This window comes from Xanthomonas sp. DAR 35659, from assembly GCF_041242975.1.
Classification (GTDB): domain Bacteria; phylum Pseudomonadota; class Gammaproteobacteria; order Xanthomonadales; family Xanthomonadaceae; genus Xanthomonas_A; species Xanthomonas_A medicagonis.
The window spans coordinates 873,720-898,306 of sequence record NZ_CP162488.1; the positions used below are offsets into that span (position 1 = coordinate 873,720).

Consider the following 24,587-nt stretch of genomic DNA (forward strand, 5'->3'; position numbering starts at 1 on the left):
GGCTCGTAAGATAAGACCTGCGCGCCCAACTGCATTGCGAGGAAAACGGACGCAACGCCTCCAAGCAAGGCTGCCGCAAGTGCGCTAATCACTGTCATGATGAATCGCATGGATGTTGCTCCAGCGGCCTAACATAGGAAATGCCGACCTGCCGCCACGGTGTGCAGAGTCTGCGCCACACAACCGTCTTCGCCAAGTGCGCCCGCGACGCCGCCACGCTTCAATCCAATGCCACCCCGGGCACCACCTCGCACGCAATGCCGGCCGCCGCCAGGCGCGCCGCCAACGCCGCGTGCGGCGGCTGTCGGAACGCATCGCCTGGCAGCAGGCTGACCACGCGCTGCCCGGCCCGCGCCTGCGCGCACAACAATGCCAAGTGCGCTTCCGTCGTCTCCGGAAGCGGTTGCCGGCTGGCGTCGCGCCGCGCCAGGCTCAGCACCGCCGCGCCGACCTCGGCGCCGCACAGCAGCAGATCGGCCTGGTTGAGCGCGCGCAGTGCCTTCAGCGTCAGCGCGCCGGGGTCGCCATTGCCGGTGCCGACCAGCCACACGCTGCCCTGCCGCGGTACGGCGTCGCTGCGCTGCAGGCTGTCGGCGAAGGCCTGCTCGGCGGCGGCATGCTGGCCGCTCTGCAGCAGCGTCTGCACAGGCCCCTCCAGCACCTGTTCGAACCAGCGTCGGCGCTGCGGCAGGTCCGGCAGGCGAGCACGGATCTCGCCGCGGTGACGGGCGAACAACTGCGCCAGTTCGGCATAGGAATGGTCCAGTTCTGTTTCCCAGCGCTCGCGCAGGCGCCGCGCCAGCATCGGCGCTGCACCGCTGGAGGAGATCGCGATCAGCAGCGGGTCGCGGTCGATGATCGCCGGCACCTGGAAGCTGGACAGCGCGGCGTCGTCGACCACGTTGACCCACTTGCGCCGCGCCCCGGCCTGCTCGGCCAGCTGCCGGTTGAACGCGTCGTCGTCGGTCGCCGCCACCACCAGCCAGGCCGCGTCCAGCCACTGCGGATCGAAGTCGCCGTCGGCGCGCCGTAGCCGGCCCTGTGCCAGCCAGTGCGCCACCGTGGGGTTGAGCGTGTGCGCATAGACCAGCACGTCGGCGCCGGCGTGCAGCAGCGCCTCGATCTTGCGCATCGCGACCTCGCCGCCGCCCACCACCAGCACGCGGCGTCCGGCCAGGTCGGCGAACAGGGGATACAGCGGCATGCGGACTCCTTGGCTGGGCGGCTCGCGGTCGCCCATGGTGCATGGCGCCGCGCGATGAAGCCAACCCTTGATCGATCCGCCCGAATGCCGCCTGTCCGCTTGGCACCGCCTGCGAGCGACGGATCGGGCGATCGTGCCAGGCGTTGTTCGACGCCGGCACACGGCGCGGACGAGCTGCCATGGCGCCGATGTCGCGCGGCGTCCACCCGCCGGACCTGATCGAGACTGGTGTGAGCATGCCGTAGCGCGATGCGTGCGTGGGATCGCGCGGCGCCGGCTTTGCGTTCGCTCTGTCGTACGCGATGCCCTCGCATCGAGGCCGACAGGGGGCGCGGTGGCGGCGCAAGCCGATCGAACAGGCTGCGTCGGCGAGTGGCTAGAATCCCGCGATGTCCTCGTCCCGCGACCATGCCGTTCCCGCCATTCCACGCCCGTTCCGCTGGCACCCTGGCGACGGCCTGCATCCCGGCTGCCTGCAGCGCATGCGCGCGAAGCTGCCGCGCCCGGCAAAACCGATGGGCGAGGCCTGGTTCATGGGCGATGACCGGCACATGTTCGTGTCCCTGCTCGGCGATCTGGCGCGCTGCTCGAGCGAGGAACTGCATGCGCCGCTGGAGGAAATCGCTTCCGGCATCGCCAGCTTCGGCCCCATGGACGAATGGACCGACTGGTACCGGTATCTGCTGGCCCAACTCGTGGCGCGGCACCTGGAGCAGTCGTTCGACAGCCTTTACCAACGCCTTGTGACGGCCTTCATCGCCGTGCATCCGCGCGGCATCGACGAGCCGTATCCCGGCTTCGCCGACGATGCGCGGCAGACCCTGGGCCGCTGCCTGATGGATCCAGCGCGCTGGAACGGAGCGCGGCTGGCCGTCGCCGCGCCGCAGGATCCGTTCGCCCACCCCGACCACCGTTTCGCATGGAGCGTGGCCTGCGGCGATTTCTCGGCCGGCATGGTCTTCTGCACGAAGTATCTCGCCAGCGCCGAACTGCCGGCATGGCTGGACTCGGCGTTCGCGATCCGGTGCCCGCTGTGGACCACGCAGCTTTATGGCTGGCTGCTGGGCGCCTACCCCTTGTTGTCGGGGCGCGTGCTGCAACTGGCCGCGCTGGACAACGACGCCGCGACCGAAGTCGCGTGGCTGGGAACGCACGTACTGAAGGGTGACTTCTCGGGCGATCACGCTGCGCCCAGGGCGCCGCTGCCGCTGCTGTCGGAGCCGCGCTGCCAGGCAGTGCTGGACGCCGTGCGCCGGCATGTGTCGGAAGCGCGCTATTTCGCCTGGCTGGACGCGATCAAACCCTATCCCTACCTGGAGACGCTGCTGGGCGGCATGCCGAGCCGCTTTGCCGAGGTCTTCGAGATCGGCTAGCTGGCCGATGGCGTCCGCGGGGCATTCGGTTGGGCGGTTAGCCCGCAGTGGGCAGCATCCTGTGGTGCGCGTATCGAACCCGGCAGCCACACTGCTGCTTCACGCTTCCGCCAACCCAGGCGAGGATCGCCGGTCTCCACAGGGCTTGGCAGCGTAGCCATCGTCTGGATGGCTCGCGTAGGATCGAGGCCGCGTCGGCGGCAGTCGTTGCGCCATGCCAGGCCCCATTTCTGTCATCGTAGTCGGGTGCCCGACGGCGCATATCGACCGTGTCGACCAAGCCGCCAACAGGAGGTTTGCGAGGACGCGGGACGACGAGCGCCACAGGTGTGCACGCATGGGCGCAGGTGGCGTCGACCGCACCGCAGCCGATCTCGCCTCGCCACCCGGGCCCGACCCAACACGCGCCAATGGACGACGAATGGCCACTGCACTCCTTGTCCTGCTGCTGATCGAGGGCATCCTGCTGGTACTCTGGAATCGCGCCTATTGGCCGTGGGGGATACCGGTATTCGGCCGCCGCATCGCGGTGCCGACCGCGGCGTTGCTGCGCTTTCCCGTCGATCGGCTGGAAAGCGAAATGGAGGCGAAGAACTGGACCGCCCTGCGGTTCCGGCCGCTGTCCGAACGCACCTGGGCTTTCCGTGAGAGCTTTGGCATCCGGTTTGGCTGGTACTGGCGATACCCACCGGTCATGCGCGGGCTGCTGGTGATCGACCGGCAACGGCGCGAGATCCGTTTGGTCGGCGTATGCAACTGGTGGGCGCTGTACGTCGTCGCGACATTGATCCTGGCGCTCGCCATCAAGCCGGCCGTGGTCCCCATCGGTGTGCTCGTGCTCGGGGCGAGCTATTTGCTGCAGCGGCACCGGTTCATCGGCGTTGAGGCAGCGGTACGCCGGCTGACGACGCAGTGCGAGCTGCCGCAGCGGAGCGGCGTTGGGTGATCGCGGACCCTGTCGCGGTCCTGGGCCATGGCCGCGTAGCCAGCGCATCCAACCCTGCCTGGACTGACTTATGATCCGCTCTCTCCACTTCGCACCGGCATCATGGACCGAGCCCGTTCGCGCCTTGCCTGGCACCGTTTGATCGCGTGGGGCGCCACCTTTTCCCTACTGGCGTGCTGCGCCACCTCCGCGCTGGCGCAGACCGCGCGCAAACCTTCGCCCTACGAATACCGGCCAGGCCGCGAGGGCACCACCCCGCGGCTGGTGCTGGGACCGGATGCGCTGCCGCGCCTGGATAGCCGCGCGCAGTTCGCGCGGCTGGCGCGGGTCTACAACCCCGGCACCGCGCTGGAAATCCCGCACCTGCTCTTCGTCATCGACCGGCAGCAGGGCGGGCGCGTCTACTACCTCAACACGCCGCGGTTCGCGCTGCACGAGCAGTTCGTGCGCCAGCGTCTGGCACCGGAGATGGACAAGGCGGCGCTGAAGGCGCAGTACCGCGATCCGCAGCGGCGGTTCCTGTTCGGCACCCTGAGCTGGCAGCGCGATCTGCCGGGCTACACCTACGAGTTCTGGGAGGGCGATGTCCTGACGGCGCCGCTGTTGCAGCAGACCGACGCCGCCTTGCGCGCGTCGTTCTACGACGCGCTGCGCTTCAAGACCAACTCCACGCAGCAGGAGCAATTGGCCGCCGCGACCGGGCTGGCCTTCGTCACCCAGGAGGCGTTGTTGCGCGAGCAGCGCTTCCTGCCGTTGAACACCGGCCGCGCCGAGGGGCGGCTGCGCATCGTCCGCTCCGAGGCGCAGCTGCGCACGCTGAGTCCGCGCGACATCCCGGTGCTGGACGAAGTGCCGATCGCGCTGGCGCCGGTCGCCGGCCTGGTCACGCAGCGTCCGTCGACCCTGCTGTCGCACGTCAACCTGCTGGCCAAGGGCTGGGGCATCCCGAACGTGTATGTACGCGACGCGCAGGCGGCGCTGCGCCAGTACGACGGCCGCTGGGTGCGGCTGGAGGTCAGCCACAACGACTACCGGGTGACGCCGCTGGCGGGCCCGTCGGCGAGCGCGCAGGCGACGGCCCCGCGCGTGGCGGCGCGCGCGCTGCCGCGTCCGGATCTGGCCGTGGTCGCGCTCAAGCCGCTGGCCGCGCTGCGCGCCCGCGACAGCCGCTCTTGCGGAACCAAGGCCGCCAACCTCGGCACGCTGAAGGCGGTGCTGCCGCCGGCCGCGCGCGTGCCGGACGGCTTCTGCATTCCGTTCTCCTTCTATGCGGCGACGATGCAGCGCCTGCACATCGCGTCGCGCCTGCGCGACCTGCAGCGCGCGCCCGGCTTCGCCACCGACGCCGACGTGCGCCGCGCCGCGCTGGCGACGCTACGCGCCGAGATCGCCGAGGCCGCGCCCGATCCGGCCTTGGCGCGCGCGCTGGAGGCGCAATGGCGCACGCAGTTGCACGGCGCCGGCGTGTTCGTGCGCAGCTCGTCCAACTCCGAGGATCTGCCCGGGTTCAGCGGTGCCGGCCTCTACACCACCGTGCCCAACGTCACCCGCGCCGACGCCCTGGCCAAGGCGGTGCAGACGGTGTGGGCGTCCGTCTACAACTTCGAGGCCTACGAAGCGCGCGCCGCCGCCGGCCTGCCGCAGGACGCGGTGGCCATGGCGGTGCTGGTGCAGGCGGCCGCGCCGTCGGACAGCTCGGGCGTGATGATCACCCGCGACCCGTTCGACGCCGACCGCCGCCACGTCACCTACATCTCGGCCAAGCGCGGCCTGGGCATCCGCGTGGTCGAAGGCAAGCGCCAGGCCGAGCAGGTGATGTATTCGACCCGCTCCAAGGCGGTGCAGGTGCTGAGTCACTCGGCGGAAGACACCCAACTCGTCGCCAATGCCACCGGCGGTGTCCGCGAAGTGCCGATCACCGGCACCCGCCAGGTGTTGACCGACGCGCTGATCGCGCGGCTGGCCGAGGTCGGTGCGCTGACCAAGCAGGCGCTGGGCGGCGTCGATCAGGACATCGAGTGGGCCGTGGTCGGCGACGAGGTGGTGATGTTGCAGGCGCGGCCGTATGTGGAGGGGAATGCGCGACAGTGATCGCGGATGCGCGCACATCGGCCCGCCAGGCTGGCTAACGCCGCGTGCGCTCCAGCGCCAACCGCTCCTGCGACTTGGCGTCCTTCAGTGCGGCGCCACGTTCCAGCAGCGACAGTGCGGCGGCACGGTCGCCGTCTCCGCCGCGTTCCAGGCGCATCAGCGCGGCGTTGTAGGCGGCGATGGCGCTGCCCTTCGCCGCGGCGCGCTCGAAGCCGGCCAGGGCCTTGTCCGGACACAGGAACATGATGTCCCACCCGGCCGCGGCCTGCGTCAACAGCGCTAGATCGGTCTCGTCGATCTCGTCTTCCACGTAGGCGGGCCAACCGCCTGCCAGAGACACGAACAGGTCCGCGCCCTCGGGCAGGAAGTAAGAGCCGGCGCCTCGGCGCATCGTGTAGGCCTGGCGGGTGGTGTGGCGCGCGCCGTCCTTGGAAAGCCACAGGAAGCCGTCTTCGCCCTTCACGGGAAAGCCGTCCAGGGCCTGGGAGACGCGTTCTGCGAGCGACGGCACACCCGGCTGCGGCGACACGCCGGTCCACGAAGCCACCAGTTCGACCTGCTTTACCTTGGCGTCGCGCTTCGCACGCACGGCCGTGGCGAGTTCTTCGGGGGTGAGAATGCGCCACTGTCCGTCGTACATGCGCCATGGGCTGGCGTGCATGGCGATGGTGAAGTTCGCGTCGCTGTCCGGAATCGCCTCCATGTAGTCGAGCAGCACGCTTCCGGAAAAGACGCAGTCGGCCGAATCCTCCTGCGGCGTACAGGTCGTGACGCTGACCGCGCCCGACAGCGGGAGGTGGTGGTCGCAGGCCCACGTCGCGGGACTGAGCAGGCATAGAGCGAGCAGTGCGCGTTTCATCTGATGGCGAGGAGTGGTCGATCGGAAGCGCGAAGCTTGCAGCTTCCCTTGCACTCCGGCAAGCGAGCCGCGTGAGGGCGATCGTGCGCCTGCCTGGCGGAGCAGCGCTCGATGGATCGCCTGGGTTCCAATTTCCAGGAGACGCCGAAGGCCAGGGGAGGGCGCGGGTGCATCGATCTCGGGCACGGCTTTAGCGGCGAGCGGAGACGTCGCATGCCTTGGCATCGCATGGTGCGTTGACGCAGATCGCTTGCGCTAACGTTGTATGTGGATGCGGATGGGCTGCGTGCTGCGGAGGTCGTCGCGGCTGAAGCCGCTCCTACGAGAGGCGGCTCTACGGCGAACTTCGTTGGCAGTTCTGTAGGAGCGGCTTCAGCCGCGACGAACGGAGTCGAGAGGTCTCGGTGTCGCATGCGCGACAGAATCGATACGTTCTGGAACATCGCTGTATGGCGAATGGGCCACGAGCTGCGGAAACAGTCGCGGCTGAAGCCGCTCCTACAGGGCAGGCATGAGGTCGCTCGCGATCGACGGATATCGGTGATGCCAGCAGCCGCGGCCGAAGCCGCGACTGCACACGCCGGCACTTGCTTTGTCGGAGGCGGGCCCAGTCCCCACCCCGATCATCGACTACCGTGCCAACGCCGACCGCTTACCCCGCCGCCGGCGGCGCCGCCGCGTTCCGGTGCTGGGCGGCGGTGGACTTGTTGTCGCGCTCGGCCGCCAGCAGGGTCAGCGAACGGCCGATGCCGTGCCACTGCGAGCCGCCGGGCAGGCCATGCTCGAGGTCGCGTTCGGCGGTGTCGATCAGCACGCGCCAGTGCTCGCCCTCGACCAATGGCAGGGTGAAGCCGACGTCCTCCACCGCACCGTTGATGATCATCAGCAAGGTCACGTTCGACGCCGCCTGGCGCAGGCCGCTGGACGGCGCTCTGCCGTCCAGGCGCATCATCATCGCCCGCGCATGCGGGTCGTGCCAGGACCCCTCGGTCATTTCCTCGCCGTCCGGCGCCAGCCAGGTCACGTCCTTGATGCCCAGCTCCTCGTCGTAGACGCCATCGAAGAAGCGCGCGCGGTGCAGCAGCGGGTAGTGCGCGCGCAGGTGGCTCAGGCGGGTCACGAATGCGGCCAGCCGCTCGGCGCGCTCGCCGCCTTCCCAGTTCAGCCAGGTCAGCTCGTTGTCCTGGCAGTAGGTGTTGTTGTTGCCGCCCTTGCTGCGCCCGAACTCGTCGCCGGCCAGCAGCATCGGCGTGCCCTGCGACAGCAACAGCGTGGCCAGCATGTTGCGCATCTGCCGCTGGCGCAGCGCGTTGATCTGCTCGTCGTCGGTCTCGCCCTCGGCGCCGTAGTTGGCCGAGATGTTGTTGTCCGAGCCGTCGCGGTTCTCTTCGCCGTTGGCCTCGTTGTGCTTATGCGCGTAGCTGACCAGGTCGTGCAGGGTGAAGCCGTCGTGCGCGGTGACGAAATTGACCGAGGCCGACGGACGGCGGCCGCGATGGTTGAACAGGTCGGCCGAGCCGGTCAGGCGCGTGGCCAGCTCGGCTAGTTGGCCTTCGTCGCCGCGCCAGAACGCGCGCACGTTGTCGCGGAACTTGTCGTTCCACTCCGACCAGCCTGGTGGGAAGCCGCCGACCTGGTAGCCGCCGGGGCCGACGTCCCACGGCTCGGCGATCAGCTTGACCTGGCTCAACAGCGGATCCTGGCGGCAGGCATCGAGGAAGCCGCCCTTGGGGTCGAAACCGTGGTGCTCGCGGCCGAGGATGGTGGCCAGGTCGAAGCGGAACCCGTCCACGTGCATCTCCGAGACCCAGTAGCGCAGCGAGTCGTTGACCATGCGCAGCGCGCCGGCATTGGTCAGGTCGAAGGTGTTGCCGGTGCCGGTGTCGTTGATATAGAAGCGGCGGTCCTCGGCAAGGCGGTAGTAGCTGGCGTTGTCGATGCCCTTGAACGACAGGGTCGGGCCCAGTTCGTTGCCTTCGGCGGTGTGGTTGTAGACCACGTCCAGGATCACTTCCAGCCCGGCATGGTGCAGCCGCGCCACCATCTGCTTGAATTCGGCCACGGTACGCGTGGCCATGTAGCGCGGCTGCGGCGCGAAGAAGCCGATGGTGTTGTAGCCCCAGTAGTTGCGCAGGCCCTGCTTGAGCAGGTATTCGTCGTCGACGAAGGCGTGCACCGGCAGCAGCTCCACCGCGGTCATGCCGAGCCGCTTGATGTGCTCCACCACCTCGTCGACCTTCAGTCCGGAGAAGGTGCCGCGCCACGCCTCGGGGACCGACGGGTGGCGCATGGTGGTGCCGCGCACGTGGGTCTCGTAGATCACCGTGCGGTCCCACGGGGTCTGCAGGCGCTGGTCCTTGCCCCAGGTGAAGGCCGGATCGATCACCGCGCACTTGGGCATGTAGGCGGCGCTGTCGCGGCGGTCGAAACTCAGGTCCGCGTCCTTGTGGCCGATGGTGTAGCCGAACAGGTGCGGCGCCCATTTCACTTCGCCGACCAACTGCTTGGCGTAGGGATCGAGCAGCAGCTTGTTCGGATTGAAGCGGTGCCCGGCATCGGGCGCGTACGGGCCGTGCACGCGATAGCCGTACAGCTGGCCGGGGCGCGCGTCGGGCAGGTAGCCGTGCCAGATCTCGTCGGTGTACTCGGGCAGGACGATGCGCTCGACCTCGCGCCCGCGCTCGTCGAACAGGCACAGCTCCACCTTGGTGGCGTTGCTCGAATAGATCGCGAAATTGACGCCCAGGCCGTCCCAGGTGGCGCCCAGGGGAAAGGAGCGGCCTTCGCGGATGCGCGAACGGCTGGCGAATTTGCGGAGGGGCATACGGAGTCCTTACGACGTGGCGGAGCCGTTGCCGGCGGAAGAAAGCGGTGGGTCCTGCAGATGGGCCTGGGCTTCGGCGTCGACCAGGCGCTCCGCCATCGCCCAGTGGCGGGCGGCGCGGCCGTCGGGCCGGCCTTCGGCCTCCCAGATTTCGTGTGCGAGTTGCTCGATGCGGCGCTTGCGTGTTTCTTCGTCCATGGCGGTCTTGTCAGGGGAGGGGGGCCAGTACGGCGACCGGGAAGTCGGCGAGCAGCGCGGACACCGGCGTCGCCGCCGAAAGTGCAAGCGTCTGTCCGCCCAGCACGTGCCGGTACTGTGCCGGGGGCAGCGTCAGAATGGTGTCATGCCACTCCAGCGGCGCGTGCAGCGGCGCGGACGGATCGAGCGCCTGCGCGGTCGCGCCCAGGCGCGGCACCACCACCAGCAGGGTCTGTCCGTCGTGTTCGCGGGCGAAGCCGAGCACGCGCTCGGCGTGCGCGCCCTGCGCCAGCAGCGGGCGGTAGCCGCCGTGCGCGAACAGGGCCGGGTGCGCGACGCGCAACTGCAGCAGCTGCGCGGTCAGCCAGGCCTTGACCTGGCCACTGCGCCAATCGCGGAGCAGCGCTGTCGGCGTCGGTGCGTCGCGCAGCCAGGCCGCGCGTAGCGCGTAGTCCACCGGACGGCGGTTGTCCGGGTCGACCAGCGACAGGTCCCAGCCTTCGGTGCCTTGATACAGGTCGGGCACGCCGGGCGCGGTCAGGCGCAGCGTGGTCTGCACCAGGCTGTTGCGTGCGCCGACGGGGGCCAGCGCCGCGGCCGCCTGCGCCAGCGCCTGGCGCAGCGGCGCGCCGGCCGGCGCCAGCAGCGCCGCGTCCAGCAGTGCGCGCGCGGCGTTCTCGTAGGCCTCGTTCGGCCAGGTCCAGTAGGTCCGCAGCTTGGCCTCGCGCGCGGCCTTGCCTTGCCAGGCGGCGATGCGCTCGGCGTAGTCGCGCAGGCCGTCGGCGTCGTCGGCGGCCAGCTCCAGCGGCCACGCGGCGACCAGCATCTGCCACAGCATCAGCAGGTCGCCGGGCAGCGGCGCGGCGCTGCCGGCCGGCAGCAGGTCGGCGGACAAGGCCTGGAAGCGCGTCACCTGTTCGGCCCACCACGGCGCCTGCGCGCTGAGCGCGGCCAGGCGCATGCGCACATCTTCGCCGCGCTTGTGGTCGTGGGTGGCGGTGGCCAGCAGCGCGCGCGGATGGCGCTGCGCGCGGGCGGCGTTGGCGGCGTGGAAGTCCGCCGGCGCCAGCGCGAACACGTCCGGGTCGCTGCCGACCTCGTTGCGCGACAGCAGCACGCCGTGGCGGTAGAACGCGGTGTCCTCGACCGACTTGGCGTTGAGCGGCGCCGACAGTTGCTCGATGCGCCGGCGCACGATGCGGCGCAGCGCCACCTGCGCCTTGCCGATGCCGCGGCCGTCGCGGCTCCAGCGCTCGATGGCGTCGATCGCGGCGACCACGCGCGGTTCGGCGTCGACGCGCGCGCGCTGCGCGGCGTGCGCCAGGCGCGCCGTGTCGGTTTCGTCCAGACCGTCGGGGCCGGCGTAAGTGCGATACACCTCGAACTGCCGCAGCAGCGCCATCAGGCCTTGCGCCAGCATCTGCGGGCTGAACTCGCGGGTGCCCGGTTCCAGGTGCGCGGCGGCCGCCAGCGCCTGCACGGTGCGCACGAATTCGGTCTGCAGCGAGCCGCGCAGGATCTCGTCGCGCGCGGCCCGCTGTTCCTGGCCGAAATCGCCGCTGCGCCCGCTCCAGCGCCGCCACAGCGCGGTCAGCGGCGCGGCACCGGCCGGGTCGTGCAGCACGCCGGCGACCTGGTCCATGAAGTCGTAGCCGGTGCTGCCGTCGCAGGGCCAGTCGCTGCGCAGGGTTTCCCGCGGTGCGAGGATCTTCTCGATGTACAGCGCGATGCCACCGGCGGCGATGCCGCGGCGGCGTCCGGCGCGGTCCAGTTGCGCGCGCAGGCGCTGCACGTAGCCGGTGGGATCGGCCAGGCCGTCCACGTGGTCCACGCGCACGCCGTCCAGGTGGCCCTCTGCGACCAGTCGCAGCGGCAGTTCGTGCACCGCGGCGAACACCTCGTTCTGCTCCACGCGCAACGCGGCCAGTGAGGTGATGTCGAAGAAGCGGCGGTAGTTCAGCATGTCGTTGCCCACCCGCCACCAGGCCAGGCGGTAGCACTGGCGTTCGATCAGCCGGTGCAGCGCGTCGTCGCCCAGGCGCGCGGCGTCGTTGAGCCGCGCCGCCCAGGCCTGGCGGGTGGCCGGCGGGTCCTGCGCGACGGCGCCTTCCAGGCGGATCGGGAAGCGCTGGTCGTGATGCGCCAGCTGCGCCTCGCCGTCCGCGTCCACCTGCAATTGCAGCACGCCTTCGCTCAGCGCCTGCGCGTAGGGACGGTCCAGCACCGGCAGCCACAGCTTGCCGTCGCGCCCAGGCGCGCGCCAGTCGATGTCGAACCAGCTGGCGTGGCGGCTCTGCCGGCCATGCTTGAGCACGTCCCACCACCACGGGTTGGCCGCGTGCGCGGCCATGTGGTTGGGCACGATGTCCAGGATCAAGCCCATGCCGTGCGCGCGCGCGCGTTCGGACAGGTGCAGCAGCGCCGGTTCGCCGCCGAGTTCGGGATTGACCTGGCGCGGATCGGTGACGTCGTAGCCGTGGGTGGAGCCGGGCACCGCGGTGCCGATCGGCGACAGGTACAGGTGGCTGATGCCCAGCCCGGCGTAGTACGGCACCTGTTCGGCGGCGTCGAGCAGGGTGAAGCCGGCATGCAATTGCAGGCGGGCGGTGGCGCGCAGTGGGATCAAGCTCATCGTGTGGTTCCTTGCGCGGCGGAGGCGGTGCGGCGGGCGTGCGCGAACGCGTCCAGGCGGGTGGCGAGCAGGGTGTCGGCGGCGGCCGCGTCCGGCGCGGGCAGGCGCCGGCGCCAGTTCGGGTGGCCGTCGACGGTGCCCGGCAGGTTCGGTTGCTGGTCCAGGCCCAGCGCGTCCTCGGCCGGCAGCAGCGCCAGCGGCGAGGGCGTGGCGGCGACGAAGCGCAAAGCGTCCAGCTCCGGATCGTGCGGCGGCAGCGCGGCGGCGACCGCGGCGTCCATCGCGGCCACGTCGGCGGTGCGGGTCGCGTGGTCGGCGCGCTGCTGCGCGGCATCGGACAGCTGCAGGCGACGGCGCCAGTCGATGTCCTCGCCCTGGCGCCAGCCGCGCAGGGTCGGCAGGTCGTGAGTGGTGGTGGTGGCGATCGCATCGGCGCGCCAGCGCGCCGGTGGCAGGAACGCGCCCTTGGCGTCGCGGGTGAACAGCAGCACGTCGATGCCCATCACCCCGCGTTGCGACAGTTCGGCGCGGATGCCGTCCGGCACCACGCCCAGGTCCTCGCCGACCACGATCGCCCGGTGCCGCCACGATTCCAGCGCCAGCAGGCGCAGCAGGTCGTGCAGCGGATAGCGCAGGTATACGCCGTCGGCGGAACGGGCGCCGCGCGGAATCGTCCACAGCCGCAGCAGGCCCAGGATGTGGTCGATGCGTACGCCGCCGCGATCGCGCATGACCGCGCGCAGCAGCTCGATGAAGGGCGCATAGCCGCTGGCGCGCAGCCCGGTCGGCGAGTAGCCGCCGATGCCCCAGGCCTGGCCGTCGCCGTTGAACGCGTCCGGCGGCGCGCCCAGTTCCAGCCCGGCCAGCACCGCCTGCGGCCAGGCCGCGGCCTCGGCGCCGTTGGGATCGAAGCCCACCGCCAGGTCGGCGATCAGGCCGATGCCCATGCAGGCCGCGCGCGCCTGCCGCTGCACGTCGGCCCAACTGCGCGCGGCCAGCCATTGCGCGAAGCGGTGCAGGGCCGGATCGGCATCGCCGAAATCGCGCGCGGCGAAGGCGGCGTAGTCGCGCAGGGCGGCGCCGCGTTCGTGCTCGAACGCGGCCAGGTCCGCGTGCAGGGCGGGGTCGGCCTGGGCGAAGTCGGCATGCAGTTGCTGCAGCCACCGCCACTTCGCCGCGGCCGATATCGGCCAGTCGATCAGCGTGCGCATGTGCGCCTCGGCGAAGGCCTGTTGCAGCCCGGCTGCCTGCAGCGCGTGTTGCGCCGCCTCGGCGCCGAGCACGTGCGCCGGCGCGGCCTGCAAGGGATCGAGGAAGCGGCGGTCGCCCGGCGAGTACGGGCTGTAGTGGCCGCCGACCGGCCGCGCCGCGTGCACCGGGCTCAGCGCGATCGCATCGCCGCCGGCCGCGGCGATGCGATCGGCCCAGGCGGCGACGCCGTCCGCATCGCCGATCCCGGCGTCGTGCCGGCCCCGCGCCGAGTACACCTGCAGCGACAGGCCCCAGCGCCGCGGCGCGGACGCGCCGACCGCTTCGGCGACGCCATAGCAGCGCGGCGGCGCCACGGCCAGGGTGGTGGCGCGCTCGCCGTGCTGCAGGGTGCAGTAGCCATGCGTGTCGAGCGCCGCCACGCGGCCCTGCGCGTCGAAGCGGCCATCGCGGCAGGTGCCGTCCTCGTGTTCGAGCCGGTACGCCGCGCCGGGCGCGCCGCCGGCGTCGATCGGCGAGCCGAGGTCGGCGGTCAGCAGCGGCGCGGCGGTGGCGGTGGCCTGCAGCCGGCGCAGGCTGTCGCGGCAGGCCGCGGCGTCGTGCGCGTCCAGGCCGAGCGCGCCGAGCACGCTGCGCAGCGTGTCGTCGCCGACCGTGCGCGGCGTGTTGGAGGCGTCGATCCAGTCGACCAGCAGGCCGGCGGCTGACGCCAGGGTGTGCAAGGGGGTGTCGGTCATGGGCAAGTCGGGCCGGCAGAAGGAAGAGTGCGCCGTCACTGCGGCCGCGCACGCCATGCGTGCGCGGTGCGGCGACCGACGGGAGCGCCAGCTTGCCGGCAGCGCTGTCGCGACGGCGTCGCGACAGCGTGGGCTCAGGCGGTGGAACCCGGGCGATAGCGTGCGACGAAGGCATTCGGCGGCAACCGCGCCGGATCCTCGCCCGCGTTCTCGGCATGCACGGTGCGGCCCGGCAGGTCCAGCGCCACCGGCGCGTCGCCGAAGTTGGCGGCCACATGCCATTCGCCGTCGCCGAGCGTCCACCCCGCGGCCACCGCCTTGGCCCCGAGCGTGCGCGCGCCGAGCGCGCGCGCCTGCGTCAGCGCCGGCATCAGCTGCTGGCGGCGCAGGTCCATCAGCGCGGCGAACCAGTCGCGCCAGCGCGCGCCGTCGCCATGCGTGGCGTCGCTGATGTCGGCGATCGAGGCCTCGAAGGTGGACACGGCGTTCGGATCGGGAATCGTCGCGCGCTGCTGCGGATCGGCGAACGCGGCGAAATGCGCGAACTCGCGGCGCCGGCCCTCGCGCACCGCCTCGTCCAGCGGCGGCGCGAAGTCGGTGAAGAACAGGAACGGGGTGCGGCTGCCCCACGGCTCGCCCATGAAGAACAGCGGGATCATCGGGGTCAGCGCGGTCAGCGCCAGCGCCGCGCGCAGCGCCGCTTCGCTCACCTGGGTGATCAGCCGGTCGCCGCGCGCGCGGTTGCCGATCTGGTCGTGGTTCTGCGCGAAGATCACGAACTTGTGCGGCGGCAGGTGGCCGCTGGGTTCGCCGCGGGCGTGGCCGCGGTGGTCGGCCTGGCCCTGGTAGGCGAAGCCTTCGCCCAGCACCCGCGCCAGGTGCTGCGCCGGCGCGTCGGCGAAGCCGGCGTAATAGCCTTCGTGCTCGCCGGTCAGCAGCACGTGCAGGCTGTTGTGGAAGTCGTCGTCCCATTGCGCGCTGTAGCCGCGCTCCAGCACGCCGGCCTGGTTGGCCTCGTTCTCCAGCACCAGGTGCACGTGGCGCCCGGCCGGCACGCTGGCCGCGATCGCCTCGCGCAGCGTGTCCAGGAACGCGTTGGGCACGATCGCGTGCACCGCGTCCAGGCGCAGCCCGTCGAAGCGGTACTCGTGCAGCCACATCAGCGCGTTGTCGATGAAGTAGCGCTGCACCGGCGCCAGGCGGAAGTCGATCGCCGCGCCCCACGGCGTCGGCGCGTCCTCGCGGAAGAAGCGCGAGGCGTATTGGCCGAGGTAATTGCCGTCCGGGCCGAAGTGGTTGTAGACCACGTCCAGGAACACGCTCAGGCCCAGGCCGTGTGCCTCGTCGATCAGCGCCTTGAGTTCGTCCGGGTGGCCGTAGGCCGCCGCCGGCGCATACGGCAACACGCCGTCGTAGCCCCAGTTGTGGCGGCCGGGGAAGGCGGCCAGCGGCATCAGTTCGAGCGCGGTGACGCCCAGCGCCGCCAGCGTCGGCAACTGCGCGCGCAGCCCGGCATAGCCGCCGCAGGCGCCCACGTGCAGCTCATAGAACACCGTTTCCGCCCAAGGCCGGCCACGCCAGGCGTCGTGCCTCCAGCGGTAGCCGTCGCTGGCCAGGACCGCGCTGGCGCCGTGCACGCCGTCGGGCTGCCAGCGCGAGGCCGGATCGGGCACCGGCTCGCCGCCGTCGATCGCATAGCGGTAGCGCGTGCCGGGAGCGCAGGCGAGGGTGGCGGCGAAATAGCCGTCCGCGGCGGCGGCCATGGGTTGCCGGCCGCCGTCGGCGAACACCAGCTCCACGGCGCCGGCGTCCGGCGCCCACAGCGCGAAGGCGACCTCGCCGTCGGCGGTGGGCCAGGCGCCCTGGCGCAGGGCGGCGGCCGGCGTCGCCGCGGTGGTGCCGGGCGGTGTGGGGTTCGTTGCGATGTTCACGTCAGTACTCCGCTTGCAACCAGAGGGTGGACAGCGGCGGCAGGGTCAGCGCCAGCGATTGCGCATGCCCATGCATCGGCTCGGCCAGCGTGCGCAGGAGACCGCCGTTGCCCTGGTTGGAGCCGCCGTAGTAGCCGCTGTCGGTGTTGAGAAGTTCGCGCCAGAGGCCGCCGCGCGGCACGCCGAGGCGATAGCCGTGATGCACGGTCGGGGTGAAGTTGCTCACCGCCAGCAACGGCGGCGCGGCGCCGTCGCGATCGTGGCGCACGAAGGCGAACACGCTGTTGCGATGGTCATCGGCCACGCTCCATTCGAAGCCGTCGGCCGTGCGATCGCTGCGGTACAGCGCCGGCAGCGCGCGCAGGTGGCGGTTGAGGTCGCCCACCAGCCGCGCCACGCCGCGATGCTCCGGGCGCTGCGCCTGCGCCCAGTCCAGCGCGCGGTCGTGGTCCCATTCCTGCCACTGCCCGAACTCGCCGCCCATGAACAGCAGCTTGCGTCCCGGGTGCGCCCACATGAAGGCCAGATAGGCGCGCAGGTTGGCGAAGCGCTGCCAGGCGTCGCCGGGCATCTTCGCCAGCAGCGAACCCTTGCCCGGCGCCACCTCGTCGTGCGAGAGCGGCAGCACGAAATGCTCGGAGAACGCGTACATCGCGCCGAAGGTCATCTCGCTGTGGTGGTGCTGGCGGTGGATCGGATCGCGCCGCATGTAGCTGAGCGTGTCGTGCATCCAGCCCATGTTCCATTTGTGGCTGAACCCCAGTCCGCCCCGTTCCGGCGGCGCGGTCACGCCCGGCCAGGCGGTGGACTCCTCGGCCATCACCCGCACCCCGGGAAAGCGCTGCGCGATCTCGGCGTTGAGCCGGCGCAGGAACGCGATCGCCTCCAGGTTCTCGCGCCCGCCCTGCGCGTTGGGCACCCACTCGCCCTCGTTGCGGCCGTAGTCGCGGTACAGCATCGACGCCACCGCATCCACGCGCAGGCCGTCCACGTGGAAGCGCTCGATCCATTCCAGCGCGCTGCCGATCAGGTAGGCGACCACTTCAGGGCGGCCGTAGTCGTAGACCAGGGTGTTCCACTCGCGGTGCACGCCTTCGCGCGGGTCGGCGTGCTCGTACAGGGCGGCGCCGTCGAAACGCTGCAGGCCGTGCGCGTCGTCGGGGAAGTGCGCGCCGACCCAGTCCAGGATCACCCCGATCCCGGCCTGGTGGCAGGCATCGACGAAGCGCGCGAAGCCGGCGGCGTCGCCGTGGCGCGCGGTCGGCGCGTACAGGCCCAGCGGCTGGTAACCCCAGGAACCGCCGAACGGATACTCGGCGATCGGCAACAGTTCGAGATGGGTGAAGCCCAGCTCCTGCACGTAGGGGATCAGCTGCTCTGCCAGCGCGTCCCAGTGCAGCGGCTGGCCCTGCGCATCGTGGCGCCAGGAACCGGCATGCAGTTCGTAGATGCTCATCGGCCGCGCGGCGCCGGCCTGCGCCTGGCGTTGCGCCAACCAGTCCGCGTCGTGCCAGGCGAAGGCGGCCGCGCTCGGCACCACCGAGGCGGTGCCGGGCGCGCGCGTGCTGTGCCGCGCGACCGGGTCGGCCTTGCGCGGCAGGAGGGTGCCGTCGGCGGCGAGGATCTCGTATTGGTATTGCTCGCCGCCGCGCAGCCCCGGCACGAACAGTTCCCATACGCCGGCCTCGCGGTGCAGGCGCATCGGATGGCGGCGCGCGTCCCAGCCGTTGAAGTCGCCGACCAGCGCCACCCGGCGCGCCCGCGGCGCCCACACCGCGAAGCGCACCCCGTCGACCGCGCCGACGCGGCTGTGGTGCGCGCCCAGCGCCGCGCGCAACGCGGCGCCGTCGCCGGCGGCCATGCCGTGCAGCCAGGCCGGGTCCAGCAGCGGGCCGAACGCATACGGGTCGTCGCATTCCTGTACCGCGTCCGGCCACACGATACGCAGCCGATACGGCAGTGCCGCCTTCAGTTCGCCCTCGAACAGGCCCTCGGCCTGCGCATGCGCGCGCATCCGCGCGACCAGCTTGCCGGTGCCGTCGAGCAGGCCCAGCGCCTCGGCGCCGGGCACCAGCGCGCGCACTCGAATAGTGCCGTCGGCGGTCGCATGCGGGCCCAGCCAGGCGAACGCGTCCACCGCCTCGCCCCGGGCCAGTGCCTGCAGCGCCAGCCGTTCCTGCGCATCGTCGGCCGCGTCCAGCGGCGCCTCCCACACCCGCGTCGCGTCCGGCGACCGCTCCCGTTCGCTCATGCCACGGCCGATGCCGGCGCGGGGAGCGGAGCGGCGGTGCGGTCGTACAGGGCCATGTACTTGCGTCCGGCCAGGTCCCAGCCGCTGGGGCGCAGCATCGCCGCGCGGCGCATCGCCTGCAGCAGCCGCGGCAGGCGGAAGGTGCGGAACGCCCGCTGCAGGCAGCGGCGCAGGCCGTCGGCGGACGCGTCCTCGAACAGGAAGCCGGTCACGCCATCGTCCACAGTGTCGATCAGCCCGCCGGTGGCGTGCGCGATCGGCAGGCTGCCGAAGCGCTGCGCGTACATCTGGCTCAGCCCGCACGGCTCGAAGCGCGACGGCATCAGCAGGAAATCGGAGCCGGCGAACATGCGTCGCGCCAGCCGTTCCTCGAAGCCGATGTGCGCGCCGACCTGACCGGGGTAGCGTCGCGCCAGTGACGCCACCGCCTGCTCGATCTGCGGCTCGCCGCCGCCGATGATCACGATCTGCCCGCCGGCGGCGACGATCTGCGGCGCGACCTCGCAGATCAGGTCCAGGCCCTTCTGGTGCACCAGGCGCGACACCACCGCGAACAGCGGCCCGTCGCTGTCGATCAGGCCGAACGCGCGGCGCACGTGCGCGGCGTTCTCGCGCTTGCCCTGGAACTGGTCGATGCCGAAATGGGCGTGCAGGTGGTCGTCGGTGCGCGGGTCCCAGCTGGCGTCGATGCCGTTGACGATGCCGCTGAGGCGGCCGCTGGCGGCGTGCCGGGCCAGCAGCGACTCCAGGCCGCAGCCCTGCGCCGGGCCGGTGATCTGCGCGGCGTAGCTGACGCTGACCGTGTTGACGTGGTCGGCGTGGACGATGCCGGCGCGCAGGAACGACATCTGCCCGTAGAACTCCAGGTCCTGCAGGCCTTCGGCGGGAATGCCCAAGGCGCCGGCCATCGCATACGGGAACAGGCCCTGGTAGGCCAGGTTGTGGATGGTCAGCAGGCACGGCGTGCGTCCGCCGGACCAGCGCACGTAGGCCGCCGCCAGCGCGCACGGCCAGTCGTTGAGGTGCAGCAGCTCCGGGGTCCAATCCAGCCCGGCCTGGCCGCCGGCGATCCGCGCGGCCGCGTGCGACAGGGTGGCGAAACGCAGCGCGTTGTCTTCCCAGTCGCGGCCTTCGCTGGACACGTAAGGCGAGCCCTGGCGCTCGAACAGCTGCGGGCACAGCAGCACGTACACACACAGGCCGTCGGGGCGCTCGGCGCGGCCCAGCGCGCAGGCCGGCAGGCCGGCATGGGCGGCGATCTGGCCGACGATCTGCAACGGGCCGGTCTTACGCAGCACCGCCGGGTAGCCCGGGATCAGCACGCGGATGTCGCAGCTGCCGCGCAGCGCGCGCGGCAGCGCCGCGGCCACGTCGCCGAGGCCGCCGGCCTTGATGAAGTCGGCCATTTCCGAGGTCACGAACAGGCTGGCGCGGCGCGGCGCCGGCTGCAGCTTGACGGTGACTTCGGCGGCGCGGATGAAGCGGCCGCGCGCGTCGCGGTGGCGGCGCCGGGGGGCGCGCAGGACCGGATGGGTATCGCGTTGTCTATCGGGCAGATCGGCGAGCGTGGGGGGCGACATGGCAGTTCCGTCGAGGTGGGGGAGACGGGGACACGGAAAGCACCTGCCGCCGCGCACCCGGCGGGGCACGCGGCGTAACACTGAGAAGAGAGGTGTTGCGGACGAGCGGGTTAGCGCTTCTTCAGCAATGTACGAACGCGGCGATAAAAGTCACGTGAAGCGCGCGTGTTGTCTACGCTACAGCCGCGGTGCTACCGCATAGTGAAACCGGCCGCCCTCCACGCGGCACTCCATGGCAGGTCACCGATGAACGGTTTAGCGTCGAGTTCCGCGCCGCCGGCGGTCGCGCCGCTCGCCGAACGCGCCCGCGTAGCGGGGCCTTCATCCGCAGTGTGCTGCAATGCCGGCATGAATCGACCCGACTCCCGCATGCGCCGCGAACTGGATGGCTTCGTGCTGGATGCCTTGCTCGCCGCGCGCCCCGATGGGGTGCTGGTGCCGCTGATCCGGATCACCGGCGACGACGGCGCGGTGCGCGGCCGGCATGCCTTCGACGGGGTGTATTTCGGCGATGTCCGCGCCGGCGAGCACTTCGTCGCCGAACGCCTGGCGGCGATCCGTTCGGCGCAGTATGGAAAGCTGGTCTTCGCTTGAGCCCCGGTGCGGGCAGCGCCGCTAGCGCGATTGCTGCAGGCGTCGCAACGCCTGTAGCAGGCCCGCGTGGCTATAGGGCTTGGGCAGGAACCCGGTATGCGCGGGCAACGCCGCCGGCTCCGGGTGCTTCATGCCCGAGGTGAGCAAGGCCGGAATGGTGACCGCGCGCCGACGCAGTTCGCGCACCATGGTCACCCCGTCGCAACCGGGCATCTGCACGTCGCTGAAGATCAGGTCCACTTCCGGGTGCCCTGCGAGCAGTGCCATCGCCTCCTGCGCGGTCCCGGCGGCAAGCACCTGGTAACCATCGGCGTCCAGCATCATCGCGGCCAGTTCCCGGATCGTGTGGTCGTCTTCCACCAACAGGATCGTGGTGGCGACGCAGGTCGCGCGCATACTGTGATGCCATTAGCTTGGGGGTGCAGGAAGCTTCGCCGCCGCGCGGTGAAGCGCTGGTGAGGCCCCCTGATGCGATATCCTTCCCCATCCATCGCGAGACGCGCTTGCCAATTCACGCCCGCTATCGCCAGGTCGTCGAGCTTTCGCACGATTGCATCAAGGAGATCGGATGCGACGGGGTCGTGCGCTCGATCAACGCTCACGGGTTGGAACTGCTGGGCGTGTCCGAACCCAAGTGCATCGTCGGCCGCCGTTGGGTCGAGTTGTGGCCGGACGACTTGCGGCCGCTGGTGGAGACCGCGCTCGCTTCGGCACTGCGTAACGCGCAGTACGAGTTCTGCGCGCAGCGCCCGACCCAGGACGGCCGGATGCGGTGGTGGCATGTGCTGCTCAGTCCGCTGACCAACGCGGAGGCCGACGTCGAGAGCGTGCTGGTGATCAGCCGCGACATCACCGAGCAACGCCAGATCCAGGAGGCCTTGCGCACCCTGAGCGACATGCCGCACGCCGGCGCGACCCCGGTCCTGGCGTCGGCCGCGAGCGAGATGCTGGGGCAGCAGCGCCTACAGGCCGAACACACCCAGTTGCGCGGCCAACTGGACATCGCCCTGGCCGCGCAGCGCGTCGCCGAGCGGGCGATGACCCAGGCGCAGAAGGGCGAGGCGGTCGGGCAGATGCTGGCCGGCGTCGTCCACGACTTCAACAACATGCTGCAGACCGCGATGACCTCGGTGAGCATGGTCGCCGACCAGCCGCAGCGGTTGCAGCCGGACCAGCGCAAGCTGCTCGGCATCGCCAGCGAGGCGCTGCAGCACGGCGCGCGGATGACCCGGCGCCTGCTCGGCTTCGCCCGCGCGCACCCGGTCAAGCCGGAATGGCTGGACTTGGGCGAGCTGGTGGTGAGGATGCAGCCGCTGCTGGAGCAGGCATTGGGCGGGGACATGCGCCTGCAACTGGCGAGCGCCGAGGGCGCCACCACCACCTACGCCGACCGCGGCTCGGTCGAGCAGGCGGTGATGAACCTGGCCTTGAACGCGCGCGATGCCTGCCGGCCCGGCGACCTGGTGTCGGTCCGTTGCGGCACCCTGCAGGTGCCGCTCGACGGCGGCGCCTCCACGCTGCGCCAGCCCGGCCGTTACGTGACCCTGGCGGTCAGCGATCAGGGCGAAGGCATGTCCGAGGACACCAAGTCGCGGCTGTTCGAGGCGTATTTCACCACCAAGCCCGAGGGCAAGGGCACCGGCTTGGGCCTGGCCCAGGTATACGGCCTGGTGCGGCAGGCCGGCGGTTTCGTCGACGTGGATTCCGAACTGGGCCACGGCACCACCATCACCCTGGCCTTCCCCTACGTCGCCGAGCCGCCGCCGGGCGAGGCCGACGACGGCGCGCCTCCGGCCTGAATCGCCTGCTCGATGCGGCGGCGGCCGCTCGCCCAGGTCGACCGCGCACGCGTCGCGCCGCCGCCGCACCGCGCGTTGTCGCCGCGCCGCGCCGAAGGTGGCGCAGCACGATGGCGGCACCTGCACTGCACCTGGCGCATGCGCGCGACATGCATGCTTGCTACACGCGGAAAACGCGGGTGAGCGCGGCGGAGCGGCTGAACGGATCGCGGGCGCCGCACGCTGCGCGGGTTCGGGCCATCTTCGCGAAAGCTTACTATTCCCGGTTTACAGTGGCGGCGGTAGTTTGCCCGCCTGATAGGAGAGAACGTGGGTACCAGCGGTAATCACAGCAACAGGGCGCCGGTGGCGCCAGGGCGCGCTGCGGCCGATCGCGGCATGCGGCGCGGGTTCCGGCGAGACTGGCGGATCGCATGAGCATGGTCGTTCCCCCACCGACCCTGTCCCGTCCCGCTGCGCCCGATGCCGGTCACGCGGTGCTGCCGCCCGAGGCGCCCCTGGCGATGCCGGTGCAGTCGCTGCGCGAAGGCAAGCTGCGCAACAAGCGCCTGCCGACCACGCCGATGGGCATGTTCTGGCGGCGCCTGTACGTGTTCGGCACCACCGCGCTGATGACCGCCTACGCCAGCATGCTGATCGGCAAGGTGCTGCTGATCGGCGGCGTCAGCGTGCTCGAAGCCTGCCTGATGGCGCTGTTCATCCCGCTGTTCGCGTGGATCGCGTTCTCCTTCGTCAGCGCGCTGGCCGGCTTCGTGACCCTGGTGTTCGGCGCCGGGCGCAAGCTCGGCATCGACCCGGACGCGCCGCTGCCGAGCGTGCGCAGCCGCACCGCCCTGTTGATGCCGACCTATAACGAGGATCCGCACCGGCTGATGGCCGGGCTGCAGGCGATCTACGAATCGGTCGAGGCCACCGGGCAGATCGCGCAGTTCGATTTCTTCATCCTCAGCGACACCACGCGCGCGGCGATTGGCGCCGAGGAGGAGCAGGTCTACGCCGATCTGGTCGCGCGCACCGGCGGCCAGGGCCGCATCTACTACCGGCGCCGCGGCGACAACGCCGAGCGCAAGGCCGGCAACATCGCCGACTGGGTGCGCCGCTTCGGCGGCGCCTATCCGCAGATGCTGATCCTGGACGCCGACAGCCTGATGACCGGCGAGACCATCGTGCGCCTGGTCGCCGGGATGGAGAACAATCCCGACGTCGGCCTGATCCAGACCTTGCCGGAAGTGGTCAACGGCAACAGCCTGTTCGCGCGCATGCAGCAGTTCGGCGGCCGCGTCTACGGCCCGGTGATCGCCTATGGCGTGGCCTGGTGGCATGGCGCCGAGAGCAACTACTGGGGCCACAACGCGGTGATCCGCACCCAGGCCTTCGCCGAACAGGCGGGCCTGCCGGCGCTGCCCGGGCGCAAGCCGTTCGGCGGCCACGTGCTCAGCCACGATTTCGTCGAGGCCGCGCTGATGCGCCGCGGCGGCTGGGCCACGCACATGGTGCCGTACCTGCAGGGCAGCTACGAGGAAGGCCCGCCGACCCTGACCGACCTGCTGGTGCGCGACCGCCGCTGGTGCCAGGGCAACCTGCAGCATTCCAAGGTGGTGTTCGCGCGCGGCCTGCACTGGATCAGCCGCATGCACATGATGATCGGCATCGGCCACTACTTCACCGCGCCGATGTGGGGCTTGCTGATGCTGATCGGCATCGCGATCCCGTTGCAGAGCGACGGCATCGACCTGGTCGCCACGGTGGTGGATCCGTTCTCGCCGGCGCGCTACTGGCACCAGCAGGATTCGACCCGGGTGTTCTGGGTGTTCGCGGTGACCATGTTCGTGCTGCTGGCGCCGAAGGTGCTGGGCTACTTCGCGATGCTGCTGCGGCGCGAGGAGCGGCGCGGCTGCGGCGGCGCGCTGCGCGCGCTGCTGAGCATGCTGCTGGAAACCGTGCTGGCGGCGTTGATGGCGCCGGTGGTGATGTACGTGCAGTCGCGCGGCGTGGCCGAGGTACTGGCCGGCAAGGACTCGGGCTGGGACGCGCAGCAGCGCGACGATGGCCGCCTGTCGTGGCTGGCGCTGGCGCGCAGCTACGGCGGACTCAGCGCGTTCGGGCTGCTGATGGGCGGCATGGCCTACGTGGTGTCGCCGTCGCTGGCGGCGTGGATGGCGCCGGTGGTGATCGGCATGGCGCTGGCGATCCCGGTGGTGGCGGTGAGTTCCTCGCGCGCGGTCGGGCTGTGGCTGCGGCAACTGCGCATCCTGTCCATTCCCGAAGAGCAGACGCCGCCGCCGGTGCTGTTGCGTGCCGGCGAACTGCGCCGTGCCGCGGCCGCGCGGCGCGCCGCCGGCTGACCCGCTGACCGACC

Annotated in this window: 16 protein-coding genes; 6 read left to right on the top strand and 10 right to left on the bottom strand. The window is 71.1% G+C overall.

Annotated features, from left to right (window positions below; all coding sequences use genetic code 11):
* Positions 1-220: 220 nt before the first annotated feature.
* Positions 221-1,204, bottom strand: coding sequence for an NAD(P)-dependent oxidoreductase (locus AB3X07_RS03795; RefSeq protein ID WP_369942891.1), 984 nt, complete (start codon positions 1,202-1,204; stop codon positions 221-223).
* Positions 1,205-1,686: 482 nt separating this feature from the next.
* On the opposite strand from AB3X07_RS03795, the gene AB3X07_RS03800 reads away from it, so the two are divergent.
* The 3 genes from AB3X07_RS03800 (at position 1,687) to AB3X07_RS03810 (ending at position 5,614) form a co-directional block, all read left to right on the top strand.
* The gene (locus AB3X07_RS03800; RefSeq protein WP_369942893.1) at positions 1,687-2,577 is read left to right on the top strand and encodes a hypothetical protein; all 891 of its coding nucleotides are present in this window, start codon (positions 1,687-1,689) and stop codon (positions 2,575-2,577) included.
* A 421-nt stretch (positions 2,578-2,998) separates the two neighbouring features.
* Positions 2,999-3,523, top strand: coding sequence for a hypothetical protein (locus AB3X07_RS03805; protein WP_369942895.1), 525 nt, complete (start codon positions 2,999-3,001; stop codon positions 3,521-3,523).
* A gap of 102 nt (positions 3,524-3,625) precedes the next feature.
* Positions 3,626-5,614 (top strand): PEP/pyruvate-binding domain-containing protein, encoded by a 1,989-nt coding sequence (locus AB3X07_RS03810; RefSeq protein WP_369942897.1) that lies wholly within the window; start codon positions 3,626-3,628, stop codon positions 5,612-5,614.
* A 34-nt stretch (positions 5,615-5,648) separates the two neighbouring features.
* On the opposite strand, the gene AB3X07_RS03815 is transcribed toward AB3X07_RS03810, so the two are convergent.
* The 8 genes from AB3X07_RS03815 to glgA form a co-directional block, all read right to left on the bottom strand.
* Positions 5,649-6,473: a hypothetical protein gene (locus AB3X07_RS03815; RefSeq protein ID WP_369942898.1), complete on the bottom strand. Its 825-nt coding sequence runs from the start codon at positions 6,471-6,473 to the stop codon at positions 5,649-5,651.
* A 652-nt stretch (positions 6,474-7,125) separates the two neighbouring features.
* The gene (glgX, locus tag AB3X07_RS03820) at positions 7,126-9,297 is read right to left on the bottom strand and encodes a glycogen debranching protein GlgX (protein WP_369942900.1); all 2,172 of its coding nucleotides are present in this window, start codon (positions 9,295-9,297) and stop codon (positions 7,126-7,128) included.
* A 9-nt stretch (positions 9,298-9,306) separates the two neighbouring features.
* Positions 9,307-9,495, bottom strand: a complete 189-nt coding sequence (locus AB3X07_RS03825) for a DUF2934 domain-containing protein (protein WP_369942902.1) — start codon at positions 9,493-9,495, stop codon at positions 9,307-9,309.
* A gap of 10 nt (positions 9,496-9,505) precedes the next feature.
* Positions 9,506-12,121 carry a malto-oligosyltrehalose synthase gene (gene treY, locus AB3X07_RS03830; RefSeq protein ID WP_369944643.1) on the bottom strand — a complete coding sequence of 872 codons (2,616 nt, stop codon included), beginning with the start codon at positions 12,119-12,121 and terminating at the stop codon, positions 9,506-9,508.
* A gap of 2 nt (positions 12,122-12,123) precedes the next feature.
* On the bottom strand, positions 12,124-14,073 hold the full coding sequence (locus tag AB3X07_RS03835) for a 4-alpha-glucanotransferase (RefSeq protein WP_369942904.1): 1,950 nt from the start codon (positions 14,071-14,073) through the stop codon (positions 12,124-12,126).
* 134 nt (positions 14,074-14,207) lie between these two features.
* A complete protein-coding gene (gene treZ, locus AB3X07_RS03840; RefSeq protein WP_369942906.1) occupies positions 14,208-16,004 on the bottom strand; it encodes a malto-oligosyltrehalose trehalohydrolase in 1,797 nt (598 codons plus the stop codon).
* Position 16,005: 1 nt separating this feature from the next.
* Positions 16,006-18,255, bottom strand: coding sequence for a 1,4-alpha-glucan branching enzyme (locus AB3X07_RS03845; protein ID WP_369942908.1), 2,250 nt, complete (start codon positions 18,253-18,255; stop codon positions 16,006-16,008).
* Entirely contained in the window at positions 18,252-19,835 is a 1,584-nt protein-coding gene (gene glgA, locus AB3X07_RS03850; RefSeq protein WP_369942910.1) for a glycogen synthase GlgA, read from the bottom strand. Before glgA ends, AB3X07_RS03845 begins: the two co-directional genes overlap by 4 nt.
* A gap of 348 nt (positions 19,836-20,183) precedes the next feature.
* Between glgA and AB3X07_RS03855 the strand changes: the two genes are divergently transcribed.
* The gene (locus tag AB3X07_RS03855) at positions 20,184-20,429 is read left to right on the top strand and encodes a hypothetical protein (protein ID WP_369942912.1); all 246 of its coding nucleotides are present in this window, start codon (positions 20,184-20,186) and stop codon (positions 20,427-20,429) included.
* 21 nt (positions 20,430-20,450) lie between these two features.
* On the opposite strand, the gene AB3X07_RS03860 is transcribed toward AB3X07_RS03855, so the two are convergent.
* Positions 20,451-20,825, bottom strand: coding sequence for a response regulator (locus AB3X07_RS03860; RefSeq protein WP_369942914.1), 375 nt, complete (start codon positions 20,823-20,825; stop codon positions 20,451-20,453).
* A 107-nt stretch (positions 20,826-20,932) separates the two neighbouring features.
* Between AB3X07_RS03860 and AB3X07_RS03865 the strand changes: the two genes are divergently transcribed.
* Together AB3X07_RS03865 and mdoH are read left to right on the top strand one after the other, a co-directional pair.
* Positions 20,933-22,228: a two-component system sensor histidine kinase NtrB gene (locus tag AB3X07_RS03865; RefSeq protein ID WP_369942916.1), complete on the top strand. Its 1,296-nt coding sequence runs from the start codon at positions 20,933-20,935 to the stop codon at positions 22,226-22,228.
* A 413-nt stretch (positions 22,229-22,641) separates the two neighbouring features.
* Positions 22,642-24,573 (top strand): glucans biosynthesis glucosyltransferase MdoH, encoded by a 1,932-nt coding sequence (gene mdoH / locus AB3X07_RS03870; protein ID WP_369942917.1) that lies wholly within the window; start codon positions 22,642-22,644, stop codon positions 24,571-24,573.
* The last annotated feature ends 14 nt before the right edge of the window (positions 24,574-24,587 follow it).

Excerpts from the sequence above, each read along its gene's own strand:
- AB3X07_RS03795 (WP_369942891.1), bottom strand. The coding sequence starts at position 1,204 with ATGCCGCTGTATCCCCTGTTCGCCGACCTGGCCGGACGCCGCGTGCTG.
- AB3X07_RS03800 (WP_369942893.1), top strand. The coding sequence starts at position 1,687 with ATGCGCGCGAAGCTGCCGCGCCCGGCAAAACCGATGGGCGAGGCCTGG.
- AB3X07_RS03805 (WP_369942895.1), top strand. The coding sequence starts at position 2,999 with ATGGCCACTGCACTCCTTGTCCTGCTGCTGATCGAGGGCATCCTGCTG.
- AB3X07_RS03810 (WP_369942897.1), top strand. The coding sequence starts at position 3,626 with ATGGACCGAGCCCGTTCGCGCCTTGCCTGGCACCGTTTGATCGCGTGG.
- AB3X07_RS03815 (WP_369942898.1), bottom strand. The coding sequence starts at position 6,473 with ATGAAACGCGCACTGCTCGCTCTATGCCTGCTCAGTCCCGCGACGTGG.
- glgX (WP_369942900.1), bottom strand. The coding sequence starts at position 9,297 with ATGCCCCTCCGCAAATTCGCCAGCCGTTCGCGCATCCGCGAAGGCCGC.
- AB3X07_RS03825 (WP_369942902.1), bottom strand. The coding sequence starts at position 9,495 with ATGGACGAAGAAACACGCAAGCGCCGCATCGAGCAACTCGCACACGAA.
- AB3X07_RS03835 (WP_369942904.1), bottom strand. The coding sequence starts at position 14,073 with ATGACCGACACCCCCTTGCACACCCTGGCGTCAGCCGCCGGCCTGCTG.
- AB3X07_RS03845 (WP_369942908.1), bottom strand. The coding sequence starts at position 18,255 with ATGAGCGAACGGGAGCGGTCGCCGGACGCGACGCGGGTGTGGGAGGCG.
- glgA (WP_369942910.1), bottom strand. The coding sequence starts at position 19,835 with ATGTCGCCCCCCACGCTCGCCGATCTGCCCGATAGACAACGCGATACC.
- AB3X07_RS03855 (WP_369942912.1), top strand. The coding sequence starts at position 20,184 with ATGAATCGACCCGACTCCCGCATGCGCCGCGAACTGGATGGCTTCGTG.
- AB3X07_RS03860 (WP_369942914.1), bottom strand. The coding sequence starts at position 20,825 with ATGCGCGCGACCTGCGTCGCCACCACGATCCTGTTGGTGGAAGACGAC.
- mdoH (WP_369942917.1), top strand. The coding sequence starts at position 22,642 with ATGAGCATGGTCGTTCCCCCACCGACCCTGTCCCGTCCCGCTGCGCCC.